Annotated in this window: 17 protein-coding genes; 10 read left to right on the top strand and 7 right to left on the bottom strand. The window is 37.9% G+C overall.

Features of this window, described 5'->3' with window-relative positions; all coding sequences use genetic code 11:
• The first annotated feature begins 462 nt into the window (after positions 1–462).
• Positions 463–2,751 (top strand): RNA polymerase recycling motor HelD, encoded by a 2,289-nt coding sequence (helD, locus tag AC3B5B_RS02825; protein WP_489769232.1) that lies wholly within the window; start codon positions 463–465, stop codon positions 2,749–2,751.
• Between the two features lie 354 nt (positions 2,752–3,105).
• Here helD and coaA read toward each other — a convergent pair whose 3' ends face one another.
• Positions 3,106–4,035 carry a type I pantothenate kinase gene (gene coaA, locus AC3B5B_RS02830; RefSeq protein WP_489769233.1) on the bottom strand — a complete coding sequence of 310 codons (930 nt, stop codon included), beginning with the start codon at positions 4,033–4,035 and terminating at the stop codon, positions 3,106–3,108.
• Positions 4,036–4,130: 95 nt separating this feature from the next.
• On the opposite strand from coaA, the gene AC3B5B_RS02835 reads away from it, so the two are divergent.
• Complete coding sequence (locus tag AC3B5B_RS02835; RefSeq protein WP_489769234.1) at positions 4,131–4,718, top strand: SGNH/GDSL hydrolase family protein; 588 nt, start codon at positions 4,131–4,133, stop codon at positions 4,716–4,718.
• A gap of 136 nt (positions 4,719–4,854) precedes the next feature.
• Here AC3B5B_RS02835 and AC3B5B_RS02840 read toward each other — a convergent pair whose 3' ends face one another.
• The 4 genes from AC3B5B_RS02840 to AC3B5B_RS02855 all read right to left on the bottom strand — a co-directional run bounded on the left by AC3B5B_RS02840 (position 4,855) and on the right by AC3B5B_RS02855 (position 12,156).
• On the bottom strand, positions 4,855–6,261 hold the full coding sequence (locus AC3B5B_RS02840; RefSeq protein ID WP_489769235.1) for an amino acid permease: 1,407 nt from the start codon (positions 6,259–6,261) through the stop codon (positions 4,855–4,857).
• A 564-nt stretch (positions 6,262–6,825) separates the two neighbouring features.
• Positions 6,826–7,482 carry a beta-phosphoglucomutase gene (pgmB, locus tag AC3B5B_RS02845; protein ID WP_489769236.1) on the bottom strand — a complete coding sequence of 219 codons (657 nt, stop codon included), beginning with the start codon at positions 7,480–7,482 and terminating at the stop codon, positions 6,826–6,828.
• On the bottom strand, positions 7,479–10,292 hold the full coding sequence (locus AC3B5B_RS02850; protein WP_489769843.1) for an alpha-L-rhamnosidase: 2,814 nt from the start codon (positions 10,290–10,292) through the stop codon (positions 7,479–7,481). The genes pgmB and AC3B5B_RS02850 overlap by 4 nt, the downstream gene beginning before the upstream one ends.
• A gap of 160 nt (positions 10,293–10,452) precedes the next feature.
• A complete protein-coding gene (locus tag AC3B5B_RS02855; RefSeq protein WP_489769237.1) occupies positions 10,453–12,156 on the bottom strand; it encodes a glycoside hydrolase family 3 protein in 1,704 nt (567 codons plus the stop codon).
• A gap of 182 nt (positions 12,157–12,338) precedes the next feature.
• On the opposite strand from AC3B5B_RS02855, the gene AC3B5B_RS02860 reads away from it, so the two are divergent.
• The 8 genes from AC3B5B_RS02860 to AC3B5B_RS02895 all read left to right on the top strand — a co-directional run bounded on the left by AC3B5B_RS02860 (position 12,339) and on the right by AC3B5B_RS02895 (position 23,595).
• Entirely contained in the window at positions 12,339–13,349 is a 1,011-nt protein-coding gene (locus tag AC3B5B_RS02860; RefSeq protein WP_489757074.1) for an AraC family transcriptional regulator, read from the top strand.
• 257 nt (positions 13,350–13,606) lie between these two features.
• Positions 13,607–14,335, top strand: coding sequence for a hypothetical protein (locus AC3B5B_RS02865; RefSeq protein WP_489769238.1), 729 nt, complete (start codon positions 13,607–13,609; stop codon positions 14,333–14,335).
• 100 nt (positions 14,336–14,435) lie between these two features.
• A complete protein-coding gene (locus AC3B5B_RS02870) occupies positions 14,436–16,073 on the top strand; it encodes a hypothetical protein (RefSeq protein WP_489769239.1) in 1,638 nt (545 codons plus the stop codon).
• Between the two features lie 349 nt (positions 16,074–16,422).
• A complete protein-coding gene (locus AC3B5B_RS02875) occupies positions 16,423–17,721 on the top strand; it encodes a PTS sugar transporter subunit IIC (RefSeq protein WP_489757071.1) in 1,299 nt (432 codons plus the stop codon).
• Positions 17,722–17,731: 10 nt separating this feature from the next.
• Positions 17,732–19,138 (top strand): glycoside hydrolase family 1 protein, encoded by a 1,407-nt coding sequence (locus AC3B5B_RS02880; protein WP_489769240.1) that lies wholly within the window; start codon positions 17,732–17,734, stop codon positions 19,136–19,138.
• 208 nt (positions 19,139–19,346) lie between these two features.
• A complete protein-coding gene (locus tag AC3B5B_RS02885; protein ID WP_489769241.1) occupies positions 19,347–20,555 on the top strand; it encodes an MFS transporter in 1,209 nt (402 codons plus the stop codon).
• A gap of 27 nt (positions 20,556–20,582) precedes the next feature.
• Positions 20,583–22,049, top strand: coding sequence for a GH39 family glycosyl hydrolase (locus tag AC3B5B_RS02890; protein WP_489769242.1), 1,467 nt, complete (start codon positions 20,583–20,585; stop codon positions 22,047–22,049).
• A 355-nt stretch (positions 22,050–22,404) separates the two neighbouring features.
• Positions 22,405–23,595 (top strand): MFS transporter, encoded by a 1,191-nt coding sequence (locus tag AC3B5B_RS02895; RefSeq protein WP_489757067.1) that lies wholly within the window; start codon positions 22,405–22,407, stop codon positions 23,593–23,595.
• 130 nt (positions 23,596–23,725) lie between these two features.
• Here the strand turns inward: AC3B5B_RS02895 and AC3B5B_RS02900 are convergent, their stop codons facing one another.
• Positions 23,726–24,904, bottom strand: coding sequence for a CynX/NimT family MFS transporter (locus AC3B5B_RS02900; protein ID WP_489769243.1), 1,179 nt, complete (start codon positions 24,902–24,904; stop codon positions 23,726–23,728).
• A gap of 178 nt (positions 24,905–25,082) precedes the next feature.
• On the bottom strand, positions 25,083–25,481 hold the full coding sequence (locus AC3B5B_RS02905; protein ID WP_489757065.1) for a PTS sugar transporter subunit IIA: 399 nt from the start codon (positions 25,479–25,481) through the stop codon (positions 25,083–25,085).
• Positions 25,482–25,515 lie beyond the last annotated feature (34 nt).

Below are 25,515 nucleotides of genomic sequence, written 5' to 3' on the forward strand. Positions count from 1 at the left end.
GTTTTTAACTTGATGGTTTATTCGTAGTTAGGCACAGGCTTTTGGTACTTGGAGCGCTATATCAAACACTGCGCCCCAAATAAAAAGTCCTATTGTTCACTGAACAATAGGACGAATGACCGCGGTACCACCTGTTTTGCAGAAATAAATTTCTACCACTTACTTTAAAATAATCTAGTATTAAGTTCCACTTCTTAAATAATAGGGCTAACTTTTCAGCAACCAGTCAGTTTCTAATTTCCCAATTAAATAATACTTTGCGCTTAATAGATACTTGTTAGATGTTCCATTAACTGTTAACGTGATTGTAATGAAACTACATCAAAGTACTGAATTGTATCAGCCATCATTCATTTTAGAATATTAGTTGATCAATCTTAAGTGTTATTTTATCACAATTAACAACGAACTTCTTAATAATTAATTTTAGTGCCAATTAATAATTTACTGAAAGGATCAATCATGTCATTTCCTAATAATTCACAAGCTGATGAACAAGCACACTTAGATTTTGTCGAACAACAAATTACTGATCAATTACAAAGCACTTCAGAAAAATTATTGCAAGCTAAAAAAGAACGTCGACGAGTCGAAATCAATTATGGTGCCAACACTCGGGCCAACTATATTGAAACTGATGATATCATGGAAACTTATGCCACCACGCAGCAACAAAAACAATTATTAAACAGTGCTACCAGTAATGAAGAAATTTTACAAAAAAAGCAAACCAACTTGCATAATTTACAAGGTTCACCTTATTTTGGACGCATTGATATTACTGAAGAGGGGGATGACGATTCCTTATACATTGGCATTGCTTCGTTAGATGATGAACAAGGTGCTGACTTTTTAATCTATGATTGGCGGGCGCCGATTGCCGCCATTTATTACAACGGCACTTTGGGTCCAGTTAAATATCAAACACCTTTAGGGCAACAGACTGTTGATTTAAAACGCAAACGGCAGTTTTCCATTCAAGCAGGCCAAATCAAAAATATGTTTGATACCAATGAAACGATCGGTGACGAGATTTTACAAAACGTGCTTGGGCAAGCTAGTAGTGCGCAAATGCAAAATATTGTCGCAACTATTCAGCGCAAACAAAATCAAATTATTCGTGACACCAAATCCAACATCTTAATTGTTCAAGGCGTGGCAGGCTCTGGTAAAACTTCAACCATCATGCAACGCATTGCGTACTTGTTATATCATAGTCGTCAAAATTTAGATGCCGATCAGATTATTCTGTTTTCGCCCAATCGTTTATTTTCCAATTATATTGCTGAAGTATTGCCTAGTCTGGGCGAAAAAAATATGCGCCAAGTAACTTTTAGTGACTTTTTGACGCAACGGTTACAAGGATTTCATGTTGAAACTTTATTTGAACGTTTTGAAAATGACCAAGCGCAACAAACAATTAGCTATCAAAAAATTCGCCAATTTAAAGAAAGTACTGCCTTAGTCAAAATTTTAGATCATTACGCTGATTATCTTTCCCAGCCAGTATTTAGTAATTTATATTTTAAAGGCCAAATTATTTTTTCTGCTCAAGACATTAGTCACATCTTTGCCAGTTGGCCGAAAAATTTATTAGCTGGTGACAAATATTTAAAAACTAAAAATCATTTAATTAAACAAGTCAAGCATTTAATGTATAGTCAGCAAAATGCTGATTGGGTCAGTGAAAGCTTGGATAATTTAAGTGATGAACAATATCAACAAATTTTGCAGGAGCAAGACTTATTAGACGCCGATTTAGCACAACAGCAACAAGCTCTCAGCCATTATTTATTAAAGCAATATTATTTACCACTTTATGATGCCATCTATAATGACTATTTCTTTGATGAAGTCCAGACCTATATCCAACTGCTAAAGCAAGTTCAACCGACTGATATTACCACAGCAGCTTGGCAAGAAATGATTAATGAAATTAATGACCATCTTGAACGACATCAGCTCCACTTAGACGACGCCACTGCCATTTTATATTTACGACATCTGATTACTGGTCGTGGACAAAATCATCAAATTCAATATTTATTTGTGGACGAAATTCAAGATTACTCTTATGTGCAATTAGCGTACCTGCACCAAGCTTTTCCTAACGCTCAATTAACACTGGTAGGTGACATTGAACAAAATGTTTACCAAACTGATGGCTTACCGAGTGAGCATTTTCAAACGATTGCGCAACTGTTAAATAGTTCGAAGACCAGTTTGATCACCCTCAATCAAAGCTATCGTTCCACAGCTACAATTACTAATTTTGCTAAGCAATTGATTCCGAGCGGATCACAAATTCAAGCTTTTAATCGATCCGGTCAACTGCCAATAATTATTATCAGCAACCAGTTAATCACTGTTGCTAAACAACAGGCACAAGCTTTACTCAAGCAGTACCAAACAGTCGCGTTAATTACGAAAACGCAACTACAAGCCCAACAACTGAGTGAACAAATTGGACTCAAGCATCAACTACTTTCACAAGAAACGTTAAAAATCCCACAAGGCTTAGTAATTTTACCAGTTTATTTAGCCAAAGGCTTAGAATTCGATGCGGTGATTGCTTACGACATTAGTGATGCTAATTATCACACATTAGGCGATCAAGGCATTTTATATACTATCGCTACTAGAGCAATGCACCAATTAAGTTTACTTTGTCGCAATCAATTACCACAAATTTTACAAAAGATAGAACCCAAAACATATCAAATACTGCGACCAGCAGCGCTTGGAAGTTGAGTATAGCCTAGATAAAGGACTTAAGTTTTGGTTTTTAAACTTGAGAACTTTATCGTAGCTAGACGCAAACTTCTGCTGCTGGGAGCGCTAATTAATATACTGCGACAAAAACCGGTTAAAAGTTGAGGATTAACCTAACCTAAAAGCTTAAGTCGGTCTTTGACTTGAGTTTTTAGGTGTAGTTAAACGCAAACTTCTGCTGCTGGGAGCGCTAATTAACACACTGCGACAAGGGCCGGTTAAAAGCCGAGGACTAACCTAAACTAAAAACTGAAGTCGGTTTTTGACTTGAGTTCTTAGCTGTAGTTAAACGCAAGCTTTGAGCATCCGAAGCGGCTAGATCAACCACTGCAGTTAATATTTCCGCAAAAAAATTCGGTCAATTAAATGCTGTTTCGTTTTGTGCAAAATAACATCGGCGCGGTTCATCGTAGGTGCGATATATTCAACCAAATTCTTGTAATTAACATCTTGCCAAACTTGATGGGCTTGCTGCAAAACTTGTTCCTGGGGTTGACTTAAATAACGATAATAATAATCGTTCGGGTTAGGATTTTGTTTTTCCGTTTGTAAAAAGCCTAAAAAGCGTTTCAAATACCATTGCTCTATGAGTTGTGGATCTGCGTCCACATAAATAGAAAAATCAAAATAATCACTCACATATAGGTTTTGATTTTGTGGTAATTGTAAAACATTAATCCCCTCTAAAATTAAAATATCCGGCTGTTCTAATTTTCCTTGCTGTCCGGGAACAATATCATAAATTTCGTGCGAATATAATGGATAAGTAACGGTCCCTTGATTGGCTTTGACCGCTTCTAAGAACTGCAGTAATTTTTCATTATCGTAACTCCACGGAAATCCCTTTTCACTTAAAATCTGCCGCCGTTCTAATTCTTGGTTGGGATACAAGAAACCGTCCGTGGTCATCTGGGCAATCTTATATTGGGGGTAAGCACGTTCTAACATAATTTTTAAAAGCCTTGCCGTGGTACTTTTACCAACAGCCACACTGCCACTAATTCCAATAATAAATGGTGTTGGATGCGGCTTCTTGCCTAGAAAGTCAGCTTTTTTAATTAGTAACTGCTGATAATTTTTAAAATAGATATGTAACAAATGTCGGAGCGGTTCATAAACTTCCCGGACATCTGTCAACGAAATATGATCGTCAACTGAACGGATTCGTTGGAGATCTGCTGTATCAACCGTCTGTAAATTAGCGCCGTGAAATTGCGCCCATTGTTGTCGTGAATATTCATTATAATTCATAAAATCTTGCATTTAACTGCCTCACTCATGATATGATTAAATTAATATTTAGCACTTATTATATCAAAATTTTAAACGCTATCACAATTAACTAAAGAGGTTTTGCTATGCAAAGAATTGTTTTGTTTGGTGACGAAATTCTCGGCGGAGTATATCACAATCAAGTTACCGAGACCTTTACCAAGCGCATCGCCCTAGCCTTTCCTGAAGACGAGGTTATTAACCTCTCTATTCCGGGACACAAAACTACTGACGCCTTAACTCATGTCAACCGCGATTTGGTTGCTTTAGATCCGACCATCGTCATTTTGGGATTTGGTGTAAATGATGTTTCTATTCATGATGAAATTAAACCTGGCTTTTTCACGAATAATCTAACCAGTTTAATTCAAACCATCGGCACTTCTAAAGTAATTCTTTTATCGCCACCGTATACTGACTATCACCATCATCTTAATCATAATTGGCCTCGTCAACTGCAATTTACTTTGGCGGCAGAACACGTTGCTCACAAATTGCAAGTTCCGTTTATTAATCTGTTAAAAAGCATGCAACAACAAAATAATCCGCAGCAATATTTGCAAGCTGATGGTTTACATTTTAATGAGGATGGCTTTGATTTATTATTTGATCTATTACAACCGATCTTAAAACAAGCTTTAACTACTGAAAAACTCAAAACCCAAGACGCTTAATATGGAGCTTGTAAACAAAAAATCATTCATCAAGCATCATAAAAAAATGTTCGTTCATACGAGCATTTTTATTTTGTCTCAGTTTAATATCAGGACAAAAAAAGTGCTCCTGAAATTAATCAACAGCACTGTAAATTTAATTTAATTGCTTAGACGTTTTCGGTTGTAAACCACGATTTTGAATCAAATAAACAACCACCATCAACACTTCAAATCCTACACCAATGATAATGGAAATTTGTGTTTCTGGATTCACAAACATAAAGACCAACGTAATTAATAAACCAAAAAGCGCAATATAGTTAGTCACTGGTGCTCCTGGCATTTTAAATGGATGTTCCTGCAACACCTTGGCGTCGGTCTGCTTGCGAAAGCGTAAATGACTAATCAAGATAATGAACCACGGCATCATCCCTGGTAACACACTGGCACCATAAACTAAAACAAACGGATTGGTTTTTAAATGTAGCATTGTGGGCACAAAATCATTTAACAATAAGCCAATTAAGATTCCACCAGACATGATAATTACGGGCAAATAAGGAACCTTATGCTTCGAAACTTTAGTCAAAGTCTTTGGCAAGCTACCGTTCTCCGCCAAAGTATAAATCATCCGACTAGCACTAAAAATGCCCGAGTTGCAGCCTGATAAAGCTGCGGTTAAAACCACAAAGTTGATAATTTCTGCGGCAAAAGTTATTCCGACTTTCGCAAAAGTTTGAACAAAGGGTGACCCAATTTTTCCTAATTCATTCCACGGATAAATCGCCACAATGACAAAGATTGCCCCGATGTAAAAAATCAAAATTCGGAAAATCAACGATTTAATAGATTTCACAATACTCTTTTGGGCATCTTGGGCTTCGCCGGCCGTAATACCCACAATTTCAATTCCCTGATAAGAAGCAATGACTAAGGACAAGGAGAAGAAAAATCCTTTCCAACCGCCCGTAAAGAAACCGCCATGAGACCACAAATTACTAATTCCTACCGGATGCCCATGATTACCTAAACCAAAAATAATTACCAACAGTCCTAAAATAATCATCAGAATAATCGTCAATACTTTGACCAGGGCAAACCACGACTCTAATTGACCGTAAGCTTTGACTGAGGCCAGATTAGCCAACGCCAATGTGACAACTACGATCACTCCGGCAACCCAACCAGGAAAATGTGGCCACCAAAATTGCAAATATTGCCCCACTGCAATCGTTTCACTAATACCTACTAATAAAAATTCAAAAATATTACTCCACGCTGCTAAATAGCCAGCCAAAGGATGGACATATTCCGTTGCAAAATCCGCAAAGGAACCCGTTACCGGATTAATATATAACATTTCACCTAAAGCACGCATCACTAAGTACAAGATACCACCAGCCAACGCATAGGCTAACATCACCGAGGGCCCCGTCCACTTGATGGTGGAAGCTGAGCCCATAAATAGCCCTACACCAATAGTTCCACCTAGAGCAATCATCTGCATTTGATTGGGTGATAATGATTTATTTAACTGTGGTTCCTGCTGCTTTTTTGCCATAACACTCCTCCAAATTAAAAATTAATTAATTCACTTCTACAACTTGCTTTGAAATTTAAATTCTTCATATGCATAAAGTTTGACCAGTAATTCATCAATCCGACAATAATTACCACATTTTAACGAACTACGTACCAAAATGCAAAGTGTTTTTTAATCTATTAACGTTTTAGTTTAATAACTTTCACGAACAAGAGTTGCAATTCGGTACTAATGAAGGATTATTAAATTAAAAAAATCAATTATTTTTAATCTTTGATATGTTTTCGTAGCATATCCGGCAATGCTGCCGACATAGCTAAAGATTGAGCTTCATTTTCCATAGATAACTTATTCAAATAATCCAAAGATATTCTCCTTTTATATAGAAAGCAAATGAATATTACTTTTCAAAAAATCTAACTAACCTGCAGAAAAATCATTACTTTTACCCAATAATTTCTCTGCTATATTATAGCCTATTGTTCTAATATTTAAGTATCTATTATGTAAAAGCAAAAGAGATTGCGACACAGTCATTTAGCAAACATTCACTAAATTGTCCCAACCTCTTCATTGAAATCATTAAGCCGACATATGCTGTTCAATCGTTGCTAAATCTAATTGAGCAGTTGTTGGTAATAACAATTTGGCTGCTCCTAACTCTTGAGCATCACCAATACCGACTGGAAAAGCCCCCGCCGCATTGATGGCCTGAATTCCTGCAATAGAATCTTCAATCCCGATGCAATTCTGGGGATCTTCATTAATTCCTGCCGCTGCTGCTAAAAAAATGTCTGGTGCTGGTTTACCAGCTTGCACTTTTGCGGGATCAGCAATTGCAGCAAAATAATCAGTTAATTGCAGTTTATCTAAAATCACTGGTGCATTGCGACTAGCCGAAGCTAAGGCAATCTTAACGTGATGTTTTTGCAACTGCTTTAAAAAAGCCACGATACCAGGTAACGTATCACTAGGTTGCAATTGTTGCAATGATTTTAAATATAAATCATTTTTTTCCGCCATCATTGCTTGAAACTCCGTTTCTGGAACTTCAATCTGCAAATAATTCAAGATAGCGGTTAATGAATCAGCCCGACTAACACCCTTGGTTTGTTGCTCTAATTGATCCGGCAATTCTTTTTGAAAATGATTGGCAATTAATTGCCGCCAAGATTGAAAATGATAAACTGATGTATCAGCGATCACGCCGTCTAAATCAAATAATGCTCCTTGAATCATTTTTTACCCTGCTTTCGTTCACTTAAAATTGGCGTTTGCGCTAATAATTGGTTAACTTGTTGTAAATGATCAGTTGAAATATTAATAAATGGGAAGGTGACACTGACTTCAGTTAAGTTCATATCGCCCATACCACCGTTAACTTCATTGGGATTTTGCTTAAAGTAGTCAAGCACCGGATCAATTTGGGAAATTTGCTCTACTAATTCGGAATCAGCCATGATTGCTTTAATCGTCGTCTGGGCTTGATAACGTTCTACATAATCTGTCGTGGGTTGATAACTGATTTGATAAGTGCCCGCTGACAATTCAAAATTGCCACCAGTAAATTGCTGGTCATTAACTTGAACAGTTTGTTGTTCAGCTCTGGGCAAGCGTACTTGAGCGCTAACGCCAAATGGAATCGTTAATTGAATCTTAATTGTATGCTGTGCGTCAGTTTCCACTTGATTATGCACTTTAATTTCACCGTAAGAACTTTGGAAATGACCTTGCACATCAGTTAACCGGTAATCAAATTGTGGCGCAAAAGTAAATTCTTTAAATCCTGGTGTATGCTCTGTCAAGCCTAATAAATATTTATAAGCCCACTGCATAATGGCACCAATACTGTAATGATTCAAAGAATTCATTCCTTGCGGATTCATTGAGCCATCTTCTTGAACCGAATTCCAACGTTCCCAAACTGTTGTTGCCCCTAAATTGACTGCATATAACCAACTTGGAAAGTCTTCATTCAAGAAAATTTCCGTAGCCAATTTATGTTGACCGTTAGCCGATAAAGCTTGGCACAGATAAGGTGTTCCGACAAAGCCCGTTGTTAAATGATTATGATCTAATTTCAAACGTTGCACTAAATCATCCACCACGTGTGCTTTTTGTTGCGGCGTAATTAAATCAAAGAATAGTGCCAAGGCGTAGGCCGTTTGTGAATTAATCGCCACGCGGCCAGTAGCCGTAATATATTCTTGTTGAATAGCTTGTTTAATTTGGCTAGCCAAATCCCCGTATTTTTGGGCATCGGCTGACTGATCCAACAATTGAGCAGTTTGTGCCATAATCGTAGCGGAATAGTAGTAATAAACAGAAGCAATAAAATCTTCATCAGTTTTACCAGTTGGCTTAGCTGGATTTTCTCCATCTAAAGCTAACCAATCACCAAATTGGAACGTTCCTGTCCACAAGTTGGGCGTCGTGGTCTGTGCGCTAATCCAATCAACCCAAGATTTCATATCCGAATAGTTTTGCTGCAAAATAGCTGGATCACCGTAAGCTTGATACATATTCCACGGAATAATCGTGGCTGCATCAGCCCAAGCAGCCGCGCCGCCGTCACCTTGACCCATAGCTGGCGCATACATTGGTAACATACCACCGCGCTGTTGTTGTTCAATTGCCATATCTTTCGCATATTTCTTAAAGAAAGCAAAGACATTCATATTAAAGGCTGCGGTTTCGGAGAAAATTTCACCGTCGCCACTCCAGCCCAACCGTTCATCACGCTGTGGGCAATCCGTCGGGACGTCGATGAAGTTACTGCGTTGACTCCAAATAATATTTTGGAACAAGCGGTTAACTAGTTGATTATTCGTCGTAATGGAGCCGGTATCTTGCATATCGGAATACAAAACATCAGCTTGATAATCGGTCATTTGTAACGGTTGGGTATTGCCGCTAACACGCACATAACGGTAACCAAAATACGTAAAGTGGGGCCGCACCCAACCAGTCGTTCCATCCGAAACATAGGTAAAACTAGCTCGGGCTTCGCGCAGATTATCGCGATAAAAGTTGCCGTTTTGTAAAATTTCACCCATTTCAAAGGTGATCTTGGTACCTTTTGGCTCACGATTATAAAATTCTAACCAGCCAGCCTGATTTTGTTGGAAGTCTAGCACTTGCTCACCAGCTGGCGTTTGAATTAATTGTGGCGTTAATTGTTGGTGGACGGTAATTGGTAAACTCAAGCGATCTGCTAAAATAGCCTTCGAATGGTCAATGACCACTGCCGGTTGCCAATCAGTCACTTCTTTAGTAGCGTCATAATCTTCACCGTAATAAATGGCCGATTTAATTACCTTACCGGCAGTCGTTTGCCAATCCGTGTCTGTCTTAATTACTGCGTGAGTGCCATCAGCATAATCTAAATGATATTCCGCAATCGCCATTTGACGATTACCGTAAATACAATCTTGACCACCATCAAAGCCAAAGTTACCTTTATACCAACCATCAGCCAACGAGATGAGTAACTCATGCTGCCCCGTTGTCAGTTCTTTAGTTACATCGTAAGTTTGCACTTGCACCAACTGATCATACGCTGTCACACCCGGTGTTAAATATTCATTGCCAACTTTTTGGTCATCAATATATGTTTCATATAATCCTAAACCACTAATATATAAGCGCGCTTGTTTTAACGGCTTCTCAATGGCAACTTGTTTTTTCAATAAAGTATTTTGTAAATCAGCATTTTGATTACCAATCCAAGCAGCACTAAAGGCTTCCGTCATTTTGCCCGTTTCAAACCAACTAGTTGCTCTGGCAGTCTGCGTGCCTGCTTGCACCTCAATAGTGACATCATAACGGGTGCGGGGGGTTAAAGCTTGTTGAACTGTAAAGTAATTATCACTAAATTCTTGCCAGTCACTTTCATAAACGGGCTGTTGTTTAGATGTGGTAATAGTTAATTTTTTTTGCACCGGTTGTTGAGTAGCAACGTTTTGTAATTGAAATTCAATTCGTAAATCACTCAAATCAAAGCCGAGTGGTTGTTGCATATGATTAATTAAGATATTCGTAATTTCCATTCTGGTCATCCTCCTAACTTAAGCTGCGAAAAAGAGCGGGTAAAAGGCTAAAGCTAACCTAGACAAATTCAAAAGTCTGAATTTGACTTTTAATTTGGCGTAGTTAGACAGAGACTTTTGCTCTTTAGAACGTATTTATCAAGCTGTTACAAGCAATTTATTACAATCTTGTAGTAAAGTCGCCACAAAATGGATCGACAGGATTAATGCCCTTGAATTCACTTTGACCTGTTAATTTATCAAAAACTGCCTGGATGGTTTCAGCATTGCCAGTATAAGCATTCACAAAAGTTGAGACATTGGGAATATCAAATAAATGATACGGATTAGCAGTAGACACAAAAATTGTGGGAATAGCCTTCATGAACCACGGAGCATCAGCGGCCATCAAATGAACCCAATCAATCCGTGTAGTTGTCTGATTGCTGGCAGTTTCAATATTCGCTACATATAAAGCCAAATCAAATTTTTGCTGTAAATCAGCAACCCCTTCTTCAAAAACTTCATGAAAGTCTAAGTGTGCTTGATCAAATAAAGTGACTTCAAAGCCCCGCTCTTGTAATTGTTTCATAATGCTATCAGTAACACTACCGCCTTCTTTAAAGCCGCCATCATCGCTATCACCTAAAACCACTAAGCGGACCCGAGGATATTTTTGCGGCGTCATTGGTAATAATTGGTCACGGTCTTTGACCAAAGTGACTGATTGATCAGCTAATTTTTTGGTTGCTTGATGATGCTGTTCTAGTTGCAAATCTAACTTGGCGGGTACTGCATCACAAAATTGACCGTTAGTGTCCATAATGCCTTGCGCTAATTTAGTTGCCAAAATTCGGGTCACCGCTTCATCCAAACGTGCTTGTGTAATCACATTATCGGCTACTGCTTGTGTAATATATGCATAGTCTTCATCAATATTCTTATTAAACAAAATCATATCAATCCCAGCATTAATCGTCGCTGGTAATAAATCTTTGCGCGCCATGGCAGCATTGTAACCAATCATCGGTGTTGCATCAGTGATGGTTAAGCCATTAAATTGAAGAACATTCCGTAACAAACCATCGATCAACAACTTGGAGCTCGAAGCTGGCCGTAAGTCTTGGTCACTAATTCCAGGTTCTAAGGCCCGTTCCCAAGCCGGTTGCATAATATGCGCAATCATGACTGCGGGAGTACCATAATTAATTAATTGATGGTAAATTTGCCCGTAAGAATTCATCCAATCATCTTTAGACAAGGAATTCACTGAACTAACTAAATGTTGGTCGCGTTCATCCACGCCATCACCAGGGAAATGTTTAATCACCGGAATCACATGGGCATCTTTTAAGCCCTTAACTTGAGCTTGAGCCATCTTAATCACCCGATGTTTATCGCTCCCAAAAGTCCGCGTATTCATAATTGGGTTCCGGAAATTATTATCAATATCTACAATTGGCGCAAAGGACATATTGTTTCCGACTTGATGTGCTTCATTACCGGCAACATTACCTAATTGGTACGCATTTTCGGGATTGTCACTAGCGGCTACTTGCAGTGGTGTGCCAAACCAAGTGCCTTCATTGACAATACCATTACCACCAGATTCCAAATTAGCAGCTGTCAATAACGGAATTTTACTATTAGTTTGCGCCGTTTCTAACTCCCGCTTAATTTTTTCTGCTTGATCAGGCCGGTACATCACCCCACCAGGTTGATACTTGCGCATAAATTCTTTGAGATCTGTTGTTTGTTCATCGGGACCAATGACAAAGAATAACTGTCCAATTTTCTCTTGAGTATTCATTGCTTGTAATTTTTGTTGAACATAAGTAATTTGTTCTTGTGTTAAGTTATAAGGCTTTGCTGTTAAATCAACCATTTCATCAACCTCCATCAGGTTCTAATCATATAACGATTTTATTGTAACGAAGAAAATTTCATCCAACTATGGTTAAACAGTATAAATCTTCTGTTTATTTCCTAGATAAGCTTCAGAAAAAAGTTATTTTCTACTTTAAATAGTTTATGATTAAAGTAAAAACCAGTGTGGAGGGAATTATTGTGAAACAAAAACTATTAAAAATTTTGCGCTCCAAAAATCAGCCCCGTGATTGGCAAGATGTTTCTGCCACTTTTGCACAACAAGGGAATACATTGAAACGTGCTGGTCAAATCACTGATGAGCCAACCTATGAGTTTTTTGAAACTTACTCTGATGATCTCGTTTTAAATCTCAATGCGATTACGATCTCCGTGCAACCAGTCAATTCTTTTATTCCCTACCATTTACATAATTACATTGAAATTATGATTCCCTTAGTAGGCAATTGCACCGTACATTTGGATAAGCAAACTGTTCAGTTAAATAGTGAAGATGTTTTATTCATTGGTAATCACACGCCTCACAAAGTTGAACCTATCGGTCCAAATGATATTGTCGTTAATCTAGCACTCAAAAGTTCGGCCTTTTCCCTCAACGACCTCAACTTTTTACACCGTAATGGTACCAACTCCAATATCTCAAACCTGTTATTCACCCTCCTATCCAACGAAAATTATAGTGCAGGCCGTTATGTTTGGTTTCAAGTAGAACATCAACCGAAAATTGTCAATAATATTTATGACATTATTGACGAATATTACAATTACGACATTCAATCCCACCAAATCATTCGCTTTGATATTTTAACGCTATTTTCTCGCCTCATTCGCCAAGCCTATCACGCTAAAGCCCACACTCATAAAGTCAAAGATTCGCAAATCAATCTGTTGTCACTATTACTTTATATTGAGAATAACTACCGCACCATTACCCTGACCCAAATGGCCAAAGATTTTGGCTTCAATCCCAACTATCTTTCTACTTATTTAAAGAAACAAACGGGGCAATCTTTTATTCAATTGGTTCATCTCCAACGCGTCAATACTGCAGGGGAATACTTAATCTATACCAAAGCCCCCATTGAAACAATTGCCAGTGAAGTTGGCTATGAAAATCCTTCATACTTTTATAAAGTTTTTAAAAAAATTATCGGCGTTTCTCCTGCCGAATACCGGCGTAATAATCAGTAAAATGATAGCGAATACACAAAAATTATCATTCTTTTGATTTTGAAATGCCATCATGAATTAACGTGGGGATAATTGGCGTTCATCGAATTATTCAAATTGCTCTTAATGAATTTCATAATTAAATAACAAATAATCACGTCAATTTACATCTATTAAATTGGGATTATAATTGTGGTAATTGTTGTTGTGATTTCAGTATCTAATTTCATAATATTTTTAAATAAGATTTGATTGAATTATCAGATTGGAGATAGCCAATGTTGAAAAAGTATCTACAACCGTTGAACTTGATTATCATTATTTCTATCTGTTTGTCGCTACTCACTTTCTCCGGACTGGTCACCCCCGTAAAAGCTAGTAGCCTCTCAAATTTATTGACTAATAACAGCAATGCCACTTTTATGACCAGTCCACACTGGTCCAAACAATCAAACATTACAACAAATAATCTCCTCACTAACACCAATTTATTAAAAGACACCAGTAGTTTGCTTGGAATTAATTATGCCGATGGGACAACAGGTTTTAACTTGCATAGTCAACAAAATTTTGACCAAGCTGCTTATGTTAGCTTAAATTGGGAACAGCTAGCTAATTTATCAGGTGATTATAATGTGCAACGGAGTACCGATCCGTCCAATCTCACCTCATGGCAAAACGTGGCCAGTAATTATGGCAAGACCATTAATGTTTTAAATATTTATCCCACTAATGGCAATCACCTCCAGAATTGGTTACAGATCAAGTACACTAATCCGCAAACGCAGCAAATTCAGACTGCCTCCCAAGGCTTAATCAAAGTCACACCCGTTTCGGCAGCCGATTTTGCGGCCAATCCTACGCAGTATTTGTTTAAAGATAGTTCCGGTAATTATAATTACGACGAACTTTATTTTGGTGCCGCCGATGGCGGTTGGAATGTCGATATTACTAATCAGGTTAAAGATTTAATTAATTACAGGACGCGGTGTTGTCTTCGGTCATGATACCTTAAGAGACAGTCGTCCAGTTTACGATACTTTTGCTCCCAAACTTGGCTTAAAGATCTTCGGCACTCGTGATCTCACTTCCCAAGGTGATGATCGCTTGGGCTCTACTACTGTCGAATTGACCCCAGCTTTTATGAACGAATCCTTAGCCCAATACCCAAATAATCTCTTGAATTATAATCCATCTAATAAATTTACGATTCAATCTTCCCACACTTCTAATCAATTTTATCTTTACAATGGCGGCTCCCAAAAATGGATGGACTTCTTACCACTCACTGACAAAGATCCACATTATCATATTTTGGGACAAACCAAATACAATACTACCGACGAACATTATATTGACCAGTCTGGTCAGAAAAGTTTTACTGCCACCAATGCTACGGCTGACAATAATTGGTATTTAATCACCAAAAACAACTATGCCATGATTCAAACAGGTCACGTCACTAACGCTTGTACAATCGAAGAAGCAATGATCAATGCCAATTTAATGTACTATACCAGCACTCTCAATACTGGCACGACTGGTGAAGATCGAACTGTCAAAGATACTGCCGCCCCTGATGCGCCCACTTTAGATCATGTCACAGCTACGACTGACCAAGATCAAGTTAGCGTTAATGTTCACAGTTTAGATAATGCCACCAACTACTATTATCGAGTCAAAGGCAATGCTGATAATACCACGCAATACTCCAACACCATCCAACAACCAGTCAAAAGTGATATTAAGGGTTATATTTACCAATTAGATGACAATCCTGACACGACGATTACGCCTCATAAAAATACTCAGGGAATCATTGATGGTTCTGATAATGACAACTTCATTGGCGTGAGCGATCCTACCGCTAGTGCTAGCATTGCCAATCTAGATCGCTTTTCCAAGCAATATCTACACGTTATTGCTGTTGATCGGGCCAATAATTACTCCACGACAAGCACCCAAAAAGTTGCTGATTTAATCACTAAATGTCCCGACTTTAGTTACCAAATTTGGAATGACCAGAACTATAACGGTATTTTTGATAGTGACGAAACCGTTAATAATAACCAACAAGTGACTGTTTTCTATAAAAAAAATGATGGCTCTTATGTACCGATCACTTCAGTCACTAGTCTTAGTGGGGAACATGACTTTTTAAACGAATTGCAAGTTAACGCCACTGTGCAAATCGGTCTTAATACCCAGGCTAGCGGTTTTCAAGGCCTGGCCCCTACTAGCGCTAGCGATCTTTCTGAAGGCGATCCCGTAACTATTAATGGGCAACAATATTTATTGTCTCACCCCATTAACCTGACCAAAACTAGTCAAACGCAAAAACTTGGGCTGGTTAATCAGTTACGCTTTTTAAGTTTTCAAAATTTACCACAAATTCAATTTGGCAATGACAAAACGCCAATTCCTGAACAACAAGCGAAAACTTTTATTAATAACAACACCTCTAATTTACAAAATGAATTACAAATCAAAGATACCAGAGCTAGCCAGCCCCAATTCAATCATTACTTTGTACCTTATCAAGTCACAGCACGTCTCTCAAACTTTACCAAAAATGGGCAAGTCGGTTTACAACAAGCACAACTGCTTTTTCAAGAGCAAAATTCTGGACAATCGACTACTCTCAGTCCCAATGATTCCGAGACTTTACTCTACAATTCCAATGCTACTGTTTTAAATGATCTCAACACTATTTACCTTCGATCCAGCTGGCAACTCACAAATTAAGTTACAAGTCCCCCCACGCGGTTTGAATAATCAGATTCAAGGCGGCGCTTACCACGCAACATTAACGTACACGATTAATAATGCTTTAACATAGACAGACCAATACTCCGCCGCTTGGTAGTGACACCGCCAAATGAGCTTGGTTCTTGCATAATGATTCAGACTTCAAGATTGAGTTGAGCGTTTGCTGTAGCCTTAATAAGATGTCTGACTACGCACTTGATTCCTAAATTAAAAATCTATGAAATCAACACAAAAGCTCACTTTTTTCAATCTAGTCATTCAGCACTTATTCCAACTATACTTAATTTATGAAATCGAATTCAAATTAAGTGTGAGGAGTAAGTCAATGAATAAGTTCCAAGAACTTCTGCAAAAAACTTTGGTGCCCGTTTCTAATAAAATTGGTCAAAGTAAGATTTTACAAAGTATTTCAGCTGGTATGGTCATGACTTTACCAATTACCATTGGTGCTTCTGTCTTTTCCATCTTAGCTAGTTTTCCGATTAAAAGTGTTAGTAATTGGTTTAATTCTTTAAGAATTACTCAACCAATGAACGCTGTCGTTAACGGTTCGATGAACATCTTGGCCGTTTTTATCGTTTTTTGTATTGCTTACAGTTATGCTCAAAAAAGCAAATCGAATGGTGTAATCGCCGGTCTGTTTAGTTTATCGAGCTTTTTTGTGTTAGCACCACAAACTGTCGGTCATGGTAAAAAAGCTATTAACGCTTTTGAAATGCAGTACATGGGTAGTCAAGGAATTATCGTAGCTATTATTTTAGCTATTTTAATTAGTATGCTTTATGTCCGCTTGAACAAAGTTCAAAAACTAAAAATCAAATTACCCGATTCCGTGCCTAGTATGGTTAGTACCTCAATTGAGCCCTTAATTATTGGGATTATTATTTTCACGATTGTCTTTATTGTGGGTGCTATCTTTAGTTATACTCCATATAAAGATGTCTTCCATTTCGTCAACCAATTGATTACGACACCGTTATTGCATGTGGGTGGTTCTGCTTGGACAATTATCTTAGTAATCACCTTGTCCAACTTACTCTTTTTCTTTGGTGTGCATCCAGCTGCTATTCAATCTGTTTTAATGCCAATTGTTATTTCGATGATGGTTGCTAGCGCTCCCGCTTTTCAGCAAGGTAAAACCATTCCGTATTTGCAAAATTTAGTTGCCTTTTCTTTTTCCAATAATGATGCCGCTGGTGCGACCTTAAGTTTGGTGCTGATTGGCTTAATCTTTGGTAAATCGAAACGTTATAAAGAATTCTTTAAAGTTTCCTCAATTCCTAATTTATTTAATATTAATGAGCCAATCGTCTTTGGTTTACCAATCGTTCTTAATGCCTTATTATTCATTCCCTTTGTCTTATCATCATTGGTGTCCGGATTAGTGGCCATCGGTGCAGTCAAAATTGGTTTTATTTCGATGTATAATCCAACCTTAAGTCTGGGTATGCCTTGGACCATGCCCAAAGTCATTGCTGACTTCTTAATTATGGGCTGGCAAGGAATTGTTATTTGGCTCATTAACTTTGCTTTAATGGCTTTGATTTACTTGCCATTCTTTAAAATTTTAGATCAACAAGCTTTAAAAGAAGAACAACAAACCGCAATTAATAAAGGAGAATAACTTTAATACGATGAAACAATTACCCACAGATTTCCCAGATAACTTTTTATGGGGCGCCAGTACCTCCGCTTTTCAAGTTGAAGGTGCCAGCCAACTGGATGGCAAAGGCTTAACGGTCGCCGATTTAAGAGCGCAACAAAGTAAATATTTGGATACCTCTGTTTCGGTTGATCACTATCATCACCTAGAAGAAGATGTGCAATTAATGGCAGACTTAGGCTTAAAAAGTTACCGCTTCTCCATTAGTTGGGCCCGAATTTTTCCTAACGGTAATGATGAACATTATAATCAAGCGGGTGTAGACTTTTATAATCGCCTAATTAATTTACTCGTTGACAATCATATCGAACCTATCGTGACAATGTTCCACTTTGATCTGCCGCAGGGACTGGTAGAGCAGTATAACGGTTGGGCCAATCGCCAATGTATCGCGGACTTTTATCGCTATGCCCAAACTTTATTTAAATTATATGGTGATCGGGTACACTACTGGTTAACAATCAATGAGCAATCGCTATTAGCTAACGTTCCTTCAATGAATGGTATTAAAGCTGATAACCCGCAAGATTTACGCTTTAAAGGTGAACAATCTAACTACAACATGTTCATTGCGCAAGCGAAAGTTTACCAACTTTGCCATCAAATGTTACCCGATGCTAAAATTGGCCCCGCCGTTTCTTACATGACCACCCTGCCTTACGATCATACTTCAAGTGATGTTTTAAAAAGTAAACAATTAGAAGACTTTATTGGCTACATTGATATGGATATTGCTATCCGTGGACAATTACCTAGCTATTATCTACGTTACTTGCAAGATAATAATTTTCAATTAGAAACCAAGCGCGAGGATGAGCAAACCTTGCTTAATGGGCGTGCTGACTTTTTAGGATTAAATTGGTATTCGACTAGTATTTTTAAGCTCAACGACCAAGCCAATCCCAAAATGTTAGACGGAGTGATTTCTGGCGTGGAAAAAGTTCAAGACGAACGTTTACTCAATTCCGAGTGGGATTTTTCCTGTGATCCTCAAGGCTTACGTTATGCTTTACAAAAAGTCAATGACCGCTTTCCTAATGTTCCCATTATTATTACCGAATGTGGTTGGTCGCAAAAAGAAGCTTTAACCACTGATGGTCATGTTCATGATCAAAAGCGTGTGCACTACTTGCATGATCATATTTTCCAATTACGCGAGGCCATTAAAGATGGCGTCAATGTTATTTCCTTTAATCCATGGTCATTTCTGGATTTAATTAGCGTTCATGATGGTATTGATAAACGTTACGGCTTAGTTTTTGTTGATCGCGATAATTATAGTGAAAAAGCTCAAAAACGTTACCCGAAAGATAGTTTTTACTTTTATCAAAAAGTCATTGCCACAAATGCTCAAAACATTACAGCAATGGACAATTAAGATCAAAACGAAGCCGTTTAGTAAAAAATTTGAAGAGACTAGAACAACAAGTTAAATGTGTTCTGGTCTTTTTTTGCTGCAATAATCAAAGCACTTTTATATACGAAATGAACAGACAAGCCCTGCTTTTTCGCTATGGTCTGAAAATTAAAAACAGTAATATACTCAAGACGTCGATGAAAGCGTAACCAAAAAAAGGAGAATAGCTATGAATAAAAAACAAATTTCCATGGCTGTCGGGATTTTGAGCATGAATTTATTATTAATGCTCAGCACCACGGCCAGTGCAGCAATTGCAGCGATTGCTCGTTCGTTTCCCCATGAACCAGTTTCCAAAGTGCAATTGATTGGTTCTATTCCTCAGTTAGGTCAAATCATTGCCACCGCCATCTTTACTTACTTAGCTTTTATTATGACGCGCAAAAATTTAGGCCTCTTAGCCGTCGGAATTGTAGCCATTGCTGGGATGTTACCGGCCATTTACAGTAGTAATTTAAATATTATTTTAGCTTGCATGGTCCTGGTTGGTTTTGGTACCGGTACCATTACTAACCTCGTACCCGTTTTACTACAAGAAAATTTTGAAGGTGAGACTCGAGCTACTGTGATGGGCTGGGCATCAGGTGTCACGAACGCTGGAATGATGATCTTTACTTTCTTAGGTGGATTTTTAGGAAAACTAAACTGGCGTAATTTATTCTGGGTTTATAGCTTAGCCTTAATTGTTTTTGTTTTGGCATTTATCCTGATTCCACAAGATACCAAATTAGCCAATACTAAGCAGGATAAAACAGGAACCAAAACTAAAACGGGCTTGTGGTCTTTATTAAAAAGTTTAAACGGTTATGTTTACATCATTTATATTATTAACTTCATGTTATCTTTAGCTATGATGACCTTTGTTTCTAATCAGTCAATTGTCCTCGCTGCTCAAGGTAAAGGTACTGCTTATGTAGCTGGGGTCACTGCTTTGGGGAATGCTGGTGGTATTTTAACTGCTGCCACGCTCAAATATATTCGCAAATTGGCTCGCAATGATACCATTGCTTGGGGATTTGTTGCCTTTGCTTTGTCATTTATTTGTATCATTTTTTCATCTAATGTAGTAATGCATGTTATTGGTAATGCTTTCTCAGGCATGGGAATTGTTTTAGTTAACGCCACCGCTCCTTATGAAATGTCGATTTTAGCTGACCAAAAGCAATTTACTATCGCCATTTCTATTAACACACTCTTAGGCTCCATTGCTGGAATGATTGTCCCAATTTTACTAGCAGCATTAAAAATTAAACCGGGTTATAACTCCTTCATCGCGGGCATGATCGTTTCGATTGTTGTAGCTGTAATCTTACTCATTACACGGTTTGGTACTCGTGTAGAAAAAATCAGTCAAGCTAAACAAGCTGCGAATAATTAAACAACTAATTCAAGTGAGGTTTAAAACATGATTAACTTTCAAATTCAAACAGATCAAGTTACTGATTTCCCCCATTATTGGGAAGTGTGCGTCGGTAGTTGCCACGCTTATACGGCGTTACGTGCTGATTATCAGGCGCAATTAACCAAAGCCCATCAAGAATTGGGCTTTAAATACGTTCGTTTTCATGGCTTATTCGATGATGAGATGAGTGTTTGTATTGAGAATTTTGATTTCCAGGGCCAATCACTTGGCATAACCTACAACTTTACTAATATTGACAAGATTTTTGACTTTTTATTGAGTATCGGCATGAAACCCTTTTTAGAATTAGGCTTTATGCCCAGTTGCTTAGCTTCTGGTGGTAAAACTATTTTTGCCTATGGTGGCAATAATTCGATGCCGGCTTCAGATGCGCAATGGCAAGAATTAATTCGCCGCTTTACCAATCATTTACTAGAACGCTACGGCAAAAGCGAAGTGGAGTCTTGGTTTTTTGAAGTTTGGAATGAACCCAACTTGCCGCTCTTTTTTGCCGGTACACAAGCCGATTATTTTCATCTATACGAAATTACTGCCAAAACACTGAAAGCCATTGATTCCAAATTAAAGGTCGGCGGACCAGCCACATCCTTTAATGCTTGGATTAAAGAAATGGTTAATTTTTGTGAAGAAAATCAGGTACCACTAGATTTTATTTCATCACACCACTACCCTACGGATGATCCGTTGTGGCAAAGCGGTATGGATATTGACGAATTTTTCAAGCAAACTGGCGGTCAAATCACCGAATATCGCCGCGGTGTTCTCCAAAAAATGACGCGCATCGCCCACCAAGACGCTCAAGGTTATCCGTTGTACTATACCGAATGGAACGTTTCAGCGATGCTAGGTGATGCCATTCATGATGAACCCTATGCGGCGGCAATGATTGCTAAAACTTTAGCCGATAATGATGGCTTAGTCGCTGGTTATTCTTTTTGGACTTTTTCGGATATTTTTGAAGAACAATCCCAAAAGCCCGGACTTTTTCACGGTGGTTTTGGCTTGCAAACTACCAACGGTATTGCTAAGCCTGCTTATCGCATCTTTGAGATTTTTCATCAATTAGGAACCAAACGTTTAGCTGTCACAGCTGACTCGAATGCAACTGTCGAATTATTAGCAGTCCAAAACCAAACTGACTTACAATTACTGGCTTACAATCATAATGTTCCTGACCAACCAATTACGACCGAACCAATTAGCATTCAATTGTCTGGTCCAGATAAAGATTGCACCATTCAAAGAATTGATACTGACCACGCTAATGCCAAGCAAGTTTGGGAGCAAATGGGTAAACCAGAATACGTCAATGACCAACAAGTTCAGACATTACAAGCTGCTGCAAAATTAACCACAGAAACAATTACCCTGAAAGATCAACACTTGCAGCTTTCGTTAAGGCCACATTCTTGTGCTTTCATTACTGTCCCAGATTATTTTGCTCAATAGCACAATCAAAAAAGTTTCTTCAACAATTAAGCTATTGCAAATCTTAACTGTCTCCAAAATTGATTTTCATTTTGGAGACTTTTTATATGTACAAAGTTTAATTATTTTCAAACTAAAAAGCACTTAAAAATCCCCTACTGCATTTATTTAGCAATTTTTAAAATAAAAATAGCATTAATTATTTACTAACAAATAATTGGTTCTAGACATCAATAGTTTCATATATTGATAATTATTTTAAAAATATCTAAGAAATCAACACATAATTACTCACTTTTACATATGGAGGAAGCGGTTAACACCCTTTATGATAGTTAACGAGTAGTACATAACTCATAATAGAAAGGAATTTAATATGAATCGAAAGAAAACAGTTTTAGCGATTGGTATCTTAAGTATGAACTTACTGCTGATGACTGGATCAGTTATTGGCTCTGCTATTGCCGCCATTGCTAAATCATTCCCCAATGAACCTATTTCCAAAGTACAAATGGTTAGCTCCATTTCCCAGTTAGGCCAATTAATCGCTACATTAGCTTTTACTTGGTTAACGTATAAAATGACACGGAAAAATATTGGTTTAATGGCCGTTTTGTTTGTTTTAATTAGTGGAATTGTTCCATTATTCTACTCTAGCAGTTTGAATTTAATCCTCGCCTGCATGGTCCTACTGGGTTGTGGAACTGGTCTAATCAGTAACGTTAGTCCTATTTTATTACAGGAACATTTTGAAGGTGAAGACCGGGCAAACGTCATGGGTTGGTCCGTTGGTTTTAACAATATTGGTATGATGGTCTTTACTTACGTAGGCGGCTATTTAGGTGGTTCTAATTGGCGCAATTTATTTTGGGTTTACTGGTTAGCTTTAATCGTCTTAATAGCGGTTTGGTTTATGGTACCTCAAGATACTAAAATTGTGGCTACTCAAAATGATAACGATAATAAGCAAAGCTTTTGGAGTTTGCTTAAGGGTTTAAACTGGCATGTTTATTTGATTATTATTATTACTTTCTTTACTTCTTTAGCTTTAATGATCTTTATGTCTAATCAATCTATTGCCTTAGCCGCTCAAGGTCGGGGTACTACTTACGTCGGCATGGTCACTGCTATTGGTAATATCGGAGGTATTTTGACCGGCTTCTTATTGAAGTATATTCGCAAGATGACAAAGTCGGATACCATGGCCTTTGGTTTTGTAGCTTTTGCTTTATCCTATGTATTTGTCATCTTCTTTAATAATCCGGCTTGCCACATTATCGGTAATATGTTTTCTGGTATGGGCATTGTAATGGTTAATGCGACAATTCAATTCGAATTATCCATCTTAGCTGACGAGAAGCAATTTCCAGTTGTTATTTCGATGAACACCCTAGTTTCCTCAATTGCCGGTGTGATTGCACCAATGCTCTGGGCAGCAATTAAAATCCCTGCTGGTAAAGCATCATTCATTGCCGCAACTATTATGTGCGCTGTGATTGCTTTAGTATTACTAGTTACCCGAATGGGCAAGGTGATTGAAAAGCAACAAACTCAAACTGAAGCTTAATTTTCAGTAGTTAACTTAACATCCAAAAATAGCGAATTAGCCTTAAAGACTAGTTCGCTATTTTTGTGTATTAAGATTATTAAAAAAGGGCTCGCTAAAGTGACAAAACACTAGCTAACCCTCAATTAAATTATTCATTCGGTAAAGGTTTTTGATGTGTAATTACAATTCCACTAATCAACAATAAAATTCCTAAAATGCTATAAGCAATGAAGATTGGCGTAAAAGAATGAAGCTGGCCTTCAATTACTCCCGTTAGGGTTGGTCCAATCGCTGCTAACAAATAACCGACTGATTGCGCTGTTCCTGATAATTTTGCTGTTTGATAAACGGAACTAGTTTTCCGCTGGAAAAAGACCATACACAAACTAAATGCGGAACCCGAAGCTAAACCAGCGACAATTGCTAAAATCATATTGCCCATAAAGCTGTGTGGCACTAGTAACAAGCCAAAGGTTCCGATCGCAAAGCCACCACCAACAATCGCTACACTCGCATACATTCCCGGCTTTTTGCTAGCTAAAACGGGAATTATTAAGGACATTGGCATCCCACATAGTTGATAAACGGTGGCTAATAATCCGGCTTGTGTGGTTGAAAAACCATTATGACTCCAAAAAACAGGCAACCAAGTTAACATGGAATAATATAACAACGATTGTGTCCCAAAGAAAAAGGTCATAAACCACGTTAAGCGGTATTTTTTAATTGATGGTACTTTAACCGCTTCATGTTTGGTCACTGATTGTTTTTTTGGTAGTTGGCGAACCACAACCCACCAAATCACAAAAGCAATTAAACTAACGGTCGTCATTAATGCAATTGTGGCCGCTAAATTAGTCTTTTTAACTAAAGGTGCTGCTAAACCTGTGCCAGCAGAAGCTACCAACCCCATCGTAAAGGTATATAAACTGGTTAATAAGGTCGCTTTTTGGGGAAAATATTCTTGAATCACTGCTGGTAATAAAACATTACCGCCAGAAATACCTAGTCCGACTAAAACTGTCCCAATTAATAAAACCCAGGTACTCGGAATGACCCGTAAATAGCCCCCAATCGTTAATGTCAGTAACGTACACCACAATACTTGCGCATTGCCGAAACGAATGCCCCATTTAGCAATCATTGGTGATAATAAGGCAAACATCAGCAAGGGGATTGTCGTCAACAACCCACTTAAACTAGTTGCAAAACCCAGTGCACTATGTAACCACGGCAAGATTGGCGGTAACATCGTAATCGGCAAGCGTAAGTTGGCCGCAATTAAAATAATTCCTATAGCTAAACCAAAATATGTTTTCTTTTTCAAAATACAACATCCTTTACTTCTAATTCTAATACGTTTTAGACACAGCAAGAATAACTTTACTAGCAATTATGCTATTTGGCAACTAATTGGCAACTTTTATCAACCAAAAAGCAGCTCAGACAAAAAGAAAATGCTCGTATACAACGAACATTTTCCTGAATTTATATTATTTTCAATTTTAGTTATAACGTCTTAACTTAGCATTAACATCAACAATCCCATTCTTGCTGGCTGCTAGTAACTTTGTTTTACTTAAATGACCCGCCGTTAAAGATTGGTTCGCAAACTCAATTACCATGGGTAGATTAATCCCACTAACCACCTGCAAGCGCGGATATTTCACCATCAATCGTAAAACGACATCTGACGGCGTTCCACCTAAAAAGTCAATGGCTGCCACTGTCTCTTCTTCCAAGTTTTGTTCCAAAAAATATTCCGCTGCTTTTTGAAAATCGGCCGCACTTTGATCAGCACTTAGACCAACTGCATAAGCATTCGGCAATTCTCCCACAATCATTTCTGCACTAGCTAAAGTTGCCTGAGCCATTTGTCCATGACTCATCAATAACATTCGCATTTTGTTTCCCCCAAGTTACTATTCAATTGGTTTA

The organism is Bombilactobacillus sp. ESL1187 (assembly GCF_058107155.1).

What these genes read in the sequence shown, in the direction of transcription:
- AC3B5B_RS02885 (WP_489769241.1), top strand. Translation starts at nt 19,347, where the DNA reads ATGAATAAAAAACAAATTTCCATGGCTGTCGGGATTTTGAGCATGAAT.
- pgmB (WP_489769236.1), bottom strand. Translation starts at nt 7,482, where the DNA reads ATGATTCAAGGAGCATTATTTGATTTAGACGGCGTGATCGCTGATACA.
- AC3B5B_RS02875 (WP_489757071.1), top strand. Translation starts at nt 16,423, where the DNA reads ATGAATAAGTTCCAAGAACTTCTGCAAAAAACTTTGGTGCCCGTTTCT.
- AC3B5B_RS02895 (WP_489757067.1), top strand. Translation starts at nt 22,405, where the DNA reads ATGAATCGAAAGAAAACAGTTTTAGCGATTGGTATCTTAAGTATGAAC.
- AC3B5B_RS02890 (WP_489769242.1), top strand. Translation starts at nt 20,583, where the DNA reads ATGATTAACTTTCAAATTCAAACAGATCAAGTTACTGATTTCCCCCAT.
- AC3B5B_RS02850 (WP_489769843.1), bottom strand. Translation starts at nt 10,292, where the DNA reads ATGGAAATTACGAATATCTTAATTAATCATATGCAACAACCACTCGGC.
- AC3B5B_RS02835 (WP_489769234.1), top strand. Translation starts at nt 4,131, where the DNA reads ATGCAAAGAATTGTTTTGTTTGGTGACGAAATTCTCGGCGGAGTATAT.
- AC3B5B_RS02905 (WP_489757065.1), bottom strand. Translation starts at nt 25,481, where the DNA reads ATGCGAATGTTATTGATGAGTCATGGACAAATGGCTCAGGCAACTTTA.
- coaA (WP_489769233.1), bottom strand. Translation starts at nt 4,035, where the DNA reads ATGCAAGATTTTATGAATTATAATGAATATTCACGACAACAATGGGCG.
- AC3B5B_RS02855 (WP_489769237.1), bottom strand. Translation starts at nt 12,156, where the DNA reads ATGGTTGATTTAACAGCAAAGCCTTATAACTTAACACAAGAACAAATT.
- AC3B5B_RS02865 (WP_489769238.1), top strand. Translation starts at nt 13,607, where the DNA reads ATGTTGAAAAAGTATCTACAACCGTTGAACTTGATTATCATTATTTCT.
- helD (WP_489769232.1), top strand. Translation starts at nt 463, where the DNA reads ATGTCATTTCCTAATAATTCACAAGCTGATGAACAAGCACACTTAGAT.
- AC3B5B_RS02880 (WP_489769240.1), top strand. Translation starts at nt 17,732, where the DNA reads ATGAAACAATTACCCACAGATTTCCCAGATAACTTTTTATGGGGCGCC.
- AC3B5B_RS02840 (WP_489769235.1), bottom strand. Translation starts at nt 6,261, where the DNA reads ATGGCAAAAAAGCAGCAGGAACCACAGTTAAATAAATCATTATCACCC.